Source organism: Allostigmatella hybrida (assembly GCF_020103775.1).
Lineage (GTDB): Bacteria > Myxococcota > Myxococcia > Myxococcales > Myxococcaceae > Hyalangium > Hyalangium aurantiaca.
In genome coordinates this window covers 16,971-26,290 of sequence record NZ_JAHXBH010000028.1, presented here as the reverse complement: position 1 = coordinate 26,290, position 9,320 = coordinate 16,971, and the positions used below count along the sequence as shown (strand labels likewise).

Annotated in this window: 9 protein-coding genes; 4 read left to right on the top strand and 5 right to left on the bottom strand. The window is 69.5% G+C overall.

Going from position 1 to position 9,320, the window contains the following annotated elements; translation table 11 throughout:
• The first annotated feature begins 128 nt into the window (after positions 1–128).
• Positions 129–1,838 carry a dipeptidase gene (locus KY661_RS30095; protein ID WP_225413481.1) on the top strand — a complete coding sequence of 570 codons (1,710 nt, stop codon included), beginning with the start codon at positions 129–131 and terminating at the stop codon, positions 1,836–1,838.
• Positions 1,839–1,856: 18 nt separating this feature from the next.
• Here the strand turns inward: KY661_RS30095 and KY661_RS30090 are convergent, their stop codons facing one another.
• From KY661_RS30090 to KY661_RS30075, 4 genes are all read right to left on the bottom strand, one after another.
• The gene (locus KY661_RS30090; RefSeq protein ID WP_225413480.1) at positions 1,857–2,804 is read right to left on the bottom strand and encodes a hypothetical protein; all 948 of its coding nucleotides are present in this window, start codon (positions 2,802–2,804) and stop codon (positions 1,857–1,859) included.
• Between the two features lie 143 nt (positions 2,805–2,947).
• A complete protein-coding gene (locus KY661_RS30085; RefSeq protein WP_225413479.1) occupies positions 2,948–3,853 on the bottom strand; it encodes a pseudouridine-5'-phosphate glycosidase in 906 nt (301 codons plus the stop codon).
• Positions 3,854–3,874: 21 nt separating this feature from the next.
• On the bottom strand, positions 3,875–5,050 hold the full coding sequence (locus KY661_RS30080; RefSeq protein WP_225413478.1) for a DUF2314 domain-containing protein: 1,176 nt from the start codon (positions 5,048–5,050) through the stop codon (positions 3,875–3,877).
• Positions 5,047–5,661 carry a deoxynucleoside kinase gene (locus KY661_RS30075; RefSeq protein ID WP_075008628.1) on the bottom strand — a complete coding sequence of 205 codons (615 nt, stop codon included), beginning with the start codon at positions 5,659–5,661 and terminating at the stop codon, positions 5,047–5,049. The genes KY661_RS30080 and KY661_RS30075 overlap by 4 nt, the downstream gene beginning before the upstream one ends.
• Positions 5,662–5,903: 242 nt before the next feature.
• On the opposite strand from KY661_RS30075, the gene KY661_RS30070 reads away from it, so the two are divergent.
• From KY661_RS30070 to KY661_RS30060, 3 genes are read left to right on the top strand one after another with little or no spacing between them, the layout of a single operon-like run.
• Positions 5,904–6,683, top strand: coding sequence for a lysophospholipid acyltransferase family protein (locus tag KY661_RS30070; protein ID WP_075008629.1), 780 nt, complete (start codon positions 5,904–5,906; stop codon positions 6,681–6,683).
• Between the two features lie 16 nt (positions 6,684–6,699).
• Entirely contained in the window at positions 6,700–8,079 is a 1,380-nt protein-coding gene (locus KY661_RS30065; RefSeq protein ID WP_225413477.1) for a tetratricopeptide repeat protein, read from the top strand.
• A gap of 36 nt (positions 8,080–8,115) precedes the next feature.
• The gene (locus KY661_RS30060) at positions 8,116–8,766 is read left to right on the top strand and encodes a hypothetical protein (RefSeq protein ID WP_225413476.1); all 651 of its coding nucleotides are present in this window, start codon (positions 8,116–8,118) and stop codon (positions 8,764–8,766) included.
• A 90-nt stretch (positions 8,767–8,856) separates the two neighbouring features.
• Here the strand turns inward: KY661_RS30060 and rplQ are convergent, their stop codons facing one another.
• Positions 8,857–9,291 carry a 50S ribosomal protein L17 gene (rplQ, locus tag KY661_RS30055; RefSeq protein WP_225413475.1) on the bottom strand — a complete coding sequence of 145 codons (435 nt, stop codon included), beginning with the start codon at positions 9,289–9,291 and terminating at the stop codon, positions 8,857–8,859.
• Positions 9,292–9,320: the final 29 nt, after the last annotated feature.

The window sequence follows — 9,320 nt, the reverse complement described above, 5'->3', positions numbered from 1 at the left end:
GCAGTGCGCGGCGGATCGACCTGGGAACTGGCGCTTCTGGGAAGCCCGCCGATGTGTGTTTCCCGGCGGGACCGGCCGGCCGTGTTCAGAAGAAGTGCATCCAGGGCGGCCTTGGTAGCATGTGCCGCATGATCCGCTCCTTCTCGAAGTTCCTCCCTGCCCTGGCGATTTCGACAGGGCTGGCAGCCCCCACGGCGCTCGCCTGCACCAGCCTGCTGGTGAGCAAGGGCGCCTCGTCCGACGGCTCGACCTTCATCACCTACGCGGCGGACTCGCACGAGCTCTACGGCGAGCTGTACTACACGCCCGCGCGCCGCAACGCCGCGGGAGCCCAGCGCGACATCTTCGAATGGGACACCGGCAAGTTCCTGGGCCGCATCCCCGAGGCCCCCGTCACCTACTCGGTGGTGGGCAACATGAACGAGCACCAGCTCTCCATCAGCGAGTCCACGTTCACCGGCCGCAAGGAGCTGGAGGCGCCCAACGGCATCATCGACTACGGCTCACTCATCTACATCGGCCTGGAGCGCGCGAAGACCGCGCGCGAGGCCATCCAGGTGATGACCCGCCTGGTGGCCGAGCACGGCTATGCCTCCACCGGCGAATCCTTCTCCATCGCCGATCCGAAAGAGGCGTGGATCCTGGAGATGATCGGCAAGGGCGAGGGCAAGAAGGGCGCGGTCTGGGTCGCGCGCCGCCTGCCCGAGGGCTACCTGTCCGCGCACGCCAACCAGGCCCGCATCCGCCAGTTCCCCCTGAAGGATCCGGAGAACACCCTCTACTCCTCCGACGTCATCTCCTTCGCGCGCGAGAAGGGCTGGTTCACCGGGGCGGACAAGGACTTCAGCTTCGCCGACACCTACCACCCGCTGGACTTCGAGGGCGCGCGCTTCGCCGAGGCCCGCGTGTGGAGCATCTTCCGCCGGGCGGCGCCCTCCCTGGGGCTCGGCGTGGAGAGCGTGAATGGCTCGGATCCCTCCAAGCGGCTGCCCTTGTGGGTGAAGCCCGAGCGCAAGGTGTCCGTGCAGGACGTGATGGGGCTCATGCGCGACCACTTCGAGGGCACCGCGCTGGACATGTCGAAGGACGTGGGAGCAGGCCCCTACGCGGTGCCCTACCGCTGGCGGCCCATGACGTGGGAGGTGGACGGCAAGAAGTACGTCCACGAGCGCGCCATCTCCACGCAGCAGACGGGCTTCTCCTTCGTGGCGCAGATGCGCTCCTGGATGCCCGCGCCCGTGGGCGGCGTGCTCTGGTTCGGCGTGGATGACACGTACACCACCGTCTACACGCCCATGTACGCGGGCATCCGCCGCGCGCCGAAGAACTTCGCCCAGGGCGTGGCCAACCGCGGCCAGTTCTCCTGGGACTCGTCCTTCTGGGTGTTCAACTGGGTGTCCAACCAGGCCTACGCGCGCTGGAGCGACATGATCGTCGATGTGCGCAAGACGCAGGGTGAGCTGGAGGGCCAGTTCCTCGCGGATCAGGCGGACATCGAGAAGGTGGCCCTGGAGCTGTACAAGACGACGCCCGAGCAGGCCCGTACCTACCTCACCGACTACTCGGTGCAGCAGGGAGAGAAGGTTCACGCCCGCTGGCGCCACCTGGGCGAGCAGCTGCTCGTGAAGTACATCGACGGCAACATCCGGGACGAGTCGGGCAAGGTGAACCACCCGCGCTACCCGGACTCCTGGTACCGGCACATCGTCCGGGACGCGGGAGACAAGCTGGCGATGCCTGCGGAGAAGGCCCCTGAGCCGAAGCCCTCTCCGGCACCCGCCTCGCCTCAGCCCGCCCCCCAGGCGCAGCCGAAGCCCACCGTCGCCCCGCCGCAGTAACCGGCGGGAACGGACCGGCTAACGGTGGTGATGCCCGCCACCGTGGCCACCTCCATGGCCACCACCATGGCCACCTCCGTGGCCACCCCCGTGAGGGCCCCGGCCGCCGTGCGGCGGACGGGCCGGAGAGGCGTCGTGGTGGCGGTAGGGGCGTCCCCCGCCCCGGTACCGGTAGGAGTGGCCGTAACCGCGACGGCCGTAGTCATACGCGGGGTAGCGAACCACCGGGTGCCGGCGCCAGGAGTGGAAGAAGTGGTTCGGGTGCCCCCACCGCACCGACACGTGGGCGTGGCGGTACTCGGGAACGACGACCCGGACGGAACCCCGGGCCGCCCAGCCGCCCGCCACGAAGACCCACGAGGGTCCCCGGCGGACCCACCGGGGGGAGACGAAGCGCAGGCCCGCCCGGGGCGGAGCGATCCAGCTTCCCTGGATCCACGCCCACTCGACGCCCGACCAGTACCAGTAGCCGGGGGCCCACGTGTAGGCCGCGGAGGGCGCGGGCGGAGGGGTCTCCACCTGCACCTGCGGCGGCGCCTGGGCGCTCATCACTTCCTCGCCGCTGACCTCGATGGGGATCTCCACCTGCGTGGAGCCCGACGGCGCCCAGCCGCCCGGCACCCAGCGCCAGACCGCCCCATCCTGCTGCCAGTACCCGTTGATGAACTGGTAGCCGGGCATGCGCGCCACCCAGGCGCCGGGCTTGAAGCGCCACTGGCCGTCATCCCAGTACCAGTGGCCGGAGGTCCACACGGCATCGGAGAAGGGACGGACGGAGGGGGACTCCGGAGGCAGGGCGGGCGGCGGGCCCGGCGAGAAGGGCTCTTCATCCACCTCTTCGCCGTCCCCGTAATAGCCCTCGTCCGGGGAGGCCTCGAAGCCTGGCGAGGCCACGGGCGCGGTCTGCGCGTAAACGGCCGGGGCTGTCAGCGCCATCGCACAGCACAACAACCATCGAGGAGTCATGACGTCTCTCCGCTGAATCACCCAACCCAGGACTTGGCGAGGGCCACGGTGTGCCTTGGTGGCAGGATCTGCGCTTTGGACTCTGCCGCCCGTTGATTTATTCATCTCACCCGCCGGCGGAAGGCCGCCGTCCCAGCCAGCACTTAGCCATGGCCCAGGGCCACGGCCAGCTCTCCCGCGAAGCGGGCGTTGTTCGTGAGCAGCGCGATGTTCGTCTTGAGGCTCTTGCCCCCGGTGCGCTGGGTCATGTCCGACAGCAGGAACGGGGTGACGGCCTTGCCCCGGATGCCCTGGCGCTCGGCCTCGGCGAGCGCGGAGGCGATGTGCAGCTCCACCTCGGCCCGCGGCAGGGCCACGTCCTCCGGGGGCGGCACGGTGAAGAGCAGGCCCCCCTGCCCCAGCTCCTGCCGGGCTTGAACGATGCGGGCGGCCATGGCGGCATCCTCGACGCGGTGCTCCAGCGGCAGGCCCGAGCCCCGGCTGTAGAAGGATGGCAGCTCGCTGGTGCCCACGCCAATGACGGGCACGCCCGCGGTCTCCAGCGCCTCCATCGTCTTGGGTAGATCCAACACGGACTTGGCCCCGGCGCACACCACCGCCACGGGGTAGCGCGCCAGCGCGCCGATGTCCTGGGAGATGTCCATGTGCTCACCGGCCCCCCGGTGGACGCCGCCAATGCCCCCGGTGGAGAAGACCCGGATGCCCGCCGCGGCGGCCAGCTCGCACGTGGCGCTCACCGTGGTGCCGCCCGAGGCCTTCTGGGCCACGGCCACGGCCAAGTCCCTCGAGCCCAGCTTCAGCAGCCGCTCCTTGCCCTCGGCGAGCCGCCGCAGGGAGGGCTCGTCGAGCCCGATGCACACCCGGCCATCCACCACGGCGATGGGCGCGGGCACCGCCCCCGCGCGCCGGATGGCCTCCTCGCACGCCCGCGCGGCGGTGAGGTTGTCCGGGTACGGCAGGCCCTGCGCCACGACGCTGGTCTCCAGCGCCACCAGGGGCCGCTTCTCGGCCCGGGCGCGCTGCACTTCCTCGGAGAAATGGAGGTTCATCCCCCCGAGCCTACCCCGGGCCTACATCGGCCGTTCGGCATTCAGCAGCGCGCGCATCTCCTCTTCGTCCAGGGTGCGGCCTTCGCGGCTGATGGCCAGGGCGTTGACCTGCTCCGCGTCCACCTCCACGTGCGCGCCCTTGCGCCACTCGGTGGTGTGGACGGCCCCGTCCACCAGCTTGCCCACCAGCGTGCCCTCTTCCCAGGCCACCACTTCCAGCCAGAGCTTCTCCACCACCGTCTCGCCCTCGGGGTGCGTCTCGAAGGGCGCCCGCGCCAGGAAGGTGAGCGGCTCCATCAGCCCCCTGCGGTGGAACCGGGCCAGGAAGGCCGGCATCAGAGACTGCGCCTCGCGCCGCAGCGCGTCCGAGCGATCCTCGGGCTCGGGGATGAAGCGCTCGCGGTAGGGCCGCAGCAGCTCCGCGGTGTTGTGCCGCCCCAGCGGCGACACCACGCTGAGGAACAGCGCCTCATGGCCCTCGAACGTCTCCAGCGGCACGCCCAGGAGGTTCGTCCGGGCCTCCTCGGAGGGCACGAGCATGAACGCCTGGCCCTCGCTGGTGCCCACCATGCTGCGGGGCTCGGGCCCCTGGCCGAAGGCGAGGTCCGTGCACAGCTCGTGCAGGAACGTCTCGGCGGGCAGCAGGTCGTCCTCCCCGAGGTGGAAGATCTCCAAGTCCCGCGAGCCGAACTTCTCCATGCCGTGCGAGTGCACCCACAGCGGGGTGTCCCCCTCGATGGCCTCCACCGCGTGCAGGTTGACGTGGTCCCGGATGTCGAAGTCCAGCTCGGTGATTTCCACCACGTCCGCCACATCGTGCAGCTTGTGCGCGGTGAGGTCCGCCAGGACGCCGGGGGCGTGCTCCATCAGGGTGCGCGCGCACCACAGCGCCTCGAAGACGGGCACGGTGGGCTGGGGCCCCGTGCCGGGCTCCACGGCGATGCGGTAGAAGCCCTGCGCCCGGCCCAGCATCTGCCGGGACTCCTCGCTGCCGGTCAGCAGGTCCTTGCGCAGCCCCCCGGGGAACGTGCCCGTGTCGAAGCGCACCTCCACCCGGGTGCCTTCCGCGTGGATGGAAAACCCGCCTCCCTCGGCCTCCGGAACGAAGCGCACCTCGTCCGAGGCGAACGTCGTGCGCAGCGTCTCGATGGGCACCGGGGCGGCGGCCTCAATGGCGAGCAGGTAGATCTCGTTCACAGGTACTTCTCGATCTGGCGGAAGAGATCCACGCGGTCCACCAGGTTGGTCAGATAATCCAGCTTGTCCGTCGAAAGGACGAGGACGGGCGACATCTTGTAGTTGCTGAACCACTCCTCGTACAGGGCATTGAGGCGCTTGAGGTAGGCCACCGGAATGTCCTTCTCCATGGACCGGCCGCGCAGGCGGATGCGCTCGCGCAGCGTCTGCACGGGGCAGTTCAGGTAGATCATGAGATCCGGCGGCGCCAGGGCCTGGGCGATCGTCTCATAGAGCTCCCGGTACGTCTGATAGTCCCGCCGGTCGATGAAGCGCTGGCGGTGGAGGTTCTTGGCGAAGATCTCCGCGTCCTCGTAGATGGTCCGGTCCTGGAGCACGGTGCCCGCGTGGCGCTCCAGCTCCCGGTGCAGCCGGAACTTGTGCGTGAGGAAGAAGATCTGTGAGCGGAAGGCCCACGTCTTCATGTCCTTGTAGAAGGAGGCCAGATACGGGTTCTGGTCGTTCGGCTCGAAGTACGGGGTGAGATCGTACTTTCGGCAGAGAAATGAGGTGAGTTCCGTTTTCCCGGCACCGATGTTGCCCGCAACGGCGATGAACTTTTTTCTGGCCACGCCACTCCTGCTTGTAACCCCACCGGACGGCTCGTACCAGAAACAAGGTGAGAAGGGAGCCATGGTACAACGCGCCGTGATGCTCCTGTTGCTTCTGCCCACCCCTCTCCCCCCAGGACCCACCTTCGCGCTTGCCCGGTCTGGGAAAGGACGTGGCTCCCCCCGCCTGGGTGCTCTCCCGCTCGTTCCAGAGGCCTTCACGCCCCGTGAGCCGGCCGCGCCCCGCGGAAGGAAGGTTACGAATGCTCCGTAAGCTCTTCTGTATGTTCGTCGCGGCGGTCTGGACGGCGCTCATCTTCCCCCTGGCCGTGCTGGCCTCGGTCATCCGAGGGGGCGACATCTGGGTCTGCCGCCACATCTGGTCCCCCGTGCTGGTGTGGGCCGGCGGTGGAAAGATCGTGGTGCACGGCATGGAGAACGTGGACCCGAAGCGGCCCACCATCTACGTGTCCAACCACCAGTCCACGCTGGACATCCCCGTGCTCTTCATGGCCGTGCCGGTGAACTTCCGCTACGTGGCCAAGAGCCAGCTGGCCTGGGTGCCCTTCATCGGATGGTACCTGTGGCTGGCGGGGCACATCTTCGTCAACCGCTCCAACCGCGCGGGCGCCATCGAGTCGTTGCGCGCCGCGGCGAAGAAGATTCGCGGCGGGGCCAGCATCTTCCTCTACCCCGAGGGCACCCGCTCGCCGGATGGCCGCATCCTGCCCTTCAAGAAGGGCCCCTTCGCCCTGGCCCTGGAGGCCCGCGTACCCATCTGCCCCGTGACCGTGGAGGGGACCGCGAACATCATGCCCAAAAACTCCTGGAACATCACCCCGGGCCCCATTCATGTGAAGATCGGCACACCTATCGACATCACGGGCTTCGCCGCGAACGACCGCGGGGGACTGGCCCGGGCGGTCCGGGACGTCATCATCGCGCAGAGCCTGGAGCTCGGCGGGCGCGGGGGTGATCCGGACAACGCCATCGCCGCCTCGGGCGCCGAAGGCGTCAGCTCCCTGCCCAATTCCGCCGCCTAGCCCCACCGATTCGAACGTGAAAATCCGCTCGCCCCGCCGCCCTTCCCCCCTCCGCCGATGGACGCCCGCCGTGCTGGCCCTGGGCCTCCTCGCGGGCTGTCAGCATGCCGCTCCGGGAGCCCGCGTCCTGGGGCCCGCGGAGCAGGCGCGCCTCTACCTGGAGCAGAACCAGCCGGACCGGGCCCTTCCCCTGCTGGAAAAACTCCACGCCCAGACCCCGGAGGATCTCGCCGTGGCGCGCGCCCTGACCGAAGCGCAGGTCAAGGCAGGCCGCGTGGAGGCGTGGATCGCCGAGTTGCAGCGGCGCAACGGCCAGGCCGAGCGGGCGGTGAACCAGTACATGCTGGGCCTGGCCCTGTTCTCCCGGGCTTCGGACGCGGGGGCGCCCGCGGTGGCCGCCTTCGAGCGAGCCATCGCCCTGGCCCCCTCCGAGGCCGAGTTCCACTACCGGCTCGGCATCGCCCACCTGGAGTCCGAGCAGTACGCGGCCGCGCTGGGCCCCTTGCGCCGGGCGGCCGAACTGGCCCCGGAGCGCGCCGGGGTCCGCCTTCCGCTCGCCAAGGCGCTGTACCGCACGGGAGACGCACCGGGCGCGGTGGCCGCGCTGAATGCCCTGGTGAAGGCCTCCCCCTCACCGGCCGAGGTCGCCACCGCCCGGGCGCTGATGAACCAGATCGCCGACCCGTTCGTGGGCTTCCCCAAGGCGGCCGAGGCCAAGCTCGAAGAGGGCATGCGGCTGCTCCAGGAGCTGGACATTCCCCAGCAGGCCATCCTGGCCTTCGAGGAAATCCTCCAGAGCTACCCGGACCTGGCGGTGGTGCACGCCCTGCTGGGGCTCGCCTACCAGCGGCTGGATGACGCGGGGCGGGCCGTGGACGAGTTCAAGCAGGCCATCGAGCTGGCCCCGCGGGACGGCAAGAACCACCTCTACCTGGGCGAGCTGTACCTGTCGCGCCAGCGCGCCGATGCGGCCCGGGAGGCCTACGCGAAGGCGGTGGCCCTCAACCCCCTCCTGGATGCGGCCTGGTTCCGCCTGGGAGACCTCTACCTGGACCGCCGGGAGCTGACCGCGGCCCATGAGGCCTTCCAGGTGCTCACCTCGCTCCAGCCAGACGCGGTGCCCCCCCGGGGCAAGCTGGCGCTGGTGTACCAGTTGGAGGGCGACTACCCGGCCGCCCAGCGCGAGCTGCTGCGCGTGGTGGAGAAGGACCCCGAGAACCTCGAGTTCACCCTGCGCCTGGGGTTGCTCTTCACCGAGCAAGCGCTGCGCGCCCGGACGGCCGAGAGCCGGCGGACCTCCGCGGCGGAGGCCGAGAAGTGGCTCCTCAAGGTCCTGGAGGCCCAGCCGGACAATGTGCAGGCGTCCCGGGCGCTGCAACAACTCAAGGCACAGTAGCCACCGAGCGGCCCGGGCTTCTACACTCCGGAACCGATGAGCGACGGTCGAAAGGTGCCTGAACGCGGCGGTGCTCCCCAGGAGAACGCCACCAGTACGCCCTCGGGCGCCTCCCGCCCGGGGACCAGCGCCACGGGGGGCCGGGTGATGAGTGCCGCGCGCCCGAGCCCTGCCAAGAAAGAGGGTGCGGAGCGCCCGGTGGGCAAGCGCGTGGCCTCCGAGGCCTCCAACGTGGTGCTCAACGCCTTCTCCGTGCTCAAGGAGAAGGTGGAGGAGCTCCGCGAGCAGGACCGGTTCTTCAAGTACAAGGCCGGCATCGTGGGGGGCTGGGTGGCCATCTCGCTGATGAGCCTGGTCATCGCCTGCCCGGGCCGCAGCATCGAGACGACGAACCTGGGGGCGCGCGTCACCGTGCTGCCCAACCCGGAGCGCCCCACCGCCAGCCCCAGCCTCACCGTCACCAACACGGACGATGAGCCCTGGGAGAACGTCATCTTCGTGGTGAACGGCAAGTACCGGGCGACCGTGGAGCGGATCGACGCGGGGGGCATCTTCACCCTCACGCCCAAGAGCGTGCTGAGCCCCGAGGGGGCCATGCCCTCCAACGAGCGCTTCATCAACGCGGAGATGCGCACGAGCGAGGGCCGCTCGGAGCTGGTGCGCGAGGGCCGCCCCCTCACGCAGTGAGCGGCAGTCCCCCGCCAGTCCCTGAAAACACAAGAGCGCCCTTCCCACGGGGGGAAGGACGCTCCCATGCGGCTTCAGTGAAACGAGAGGCTACTCGGCCTTCGTCTCTTCGGCCTGCGGCTGCGCGGCGCCCTCGCCACCCTCGGTGGCCGCGGGCTTCACCTTCGCCGGACGGTCCACCAGCTCCAGCAGGGCCACTTCCGCCGCATCACCCTTGCGGAAGCCGAGCTTGATGATGCGGGTGTAGCCACCGTTGCGGGTGTTGTAGCGGTCCTTGTACTCGCTGAAGACCTTCTGCAGGACGTCCTTGTTCTTCACGGTCCGGGCCGCCAGACGGACGTTGGCGAGTCCGCCCCGCTTGCCGAGCGTGATGATGCGCTCCGCCAGCTTCCGGGCCTCCTTGGCCTTGGGCAGCGTGGTGCGGATGGCCTCGTGCTCGAGCAGCGAGGTGACCATGTTGTTGAGCATCGCGAGCCGGTGGCTCGTGGTGCGGTGAAGCTTCCTCTGTCCAAGCCTGTGACGCATGTCCGTTCACTCCGGAGCCCCGGGAGGCT

What these genes read in the sequence shown, in the direction of transcription:
- KY661_RS30095 (WP_225413481.1), top strand. Translation starts at nt 129, where the DNA reads ATGATCCGCTCCTTCTCGAAGTTCCTCCCTGCCCTGGCGATTTCGACA.
- KY661_RS30090 (WP_225413480.1), bottom strand. Translation starts at nt 2,804, where the DNA reads ATGACTCCTCGATGGTTGTTGTGCTGTGCGATGGCGCTGACAGCCCCG.
- KY661_RS30085 (WP_225413479.1), bottom strand. Translation starts at nt 3,853, where the DNA reads ATGAACCTCCATTTCTCCGAGGAAGTGCAGCGCGCCCGGGCCGAGAAG.
- KY661_RS30070 (WP_075008629.1), top strand. Translation starts at nt 5,904, where the DNA reads ATGCTCCGTAAGCTCTTCTGTATGTTCGTCGCGGCGGTCTGGACGGCG.
- KY661_RS30060 (WP_225413476.1), top strand. Translation starts at nt 8,116, where the DNA reads ATGAGCGACGGTCGAAAGGTGCCTGAACGCGGCGGTGCTCCCCAGGAG.
- rplQ (WP_225413475.1), bottom strand. Translation starts at nt 9,291, where the DNA reads ATGCGTCACAGGCTTGGACAGAGGAAGCTTCACCGCACCACGAGCCAC.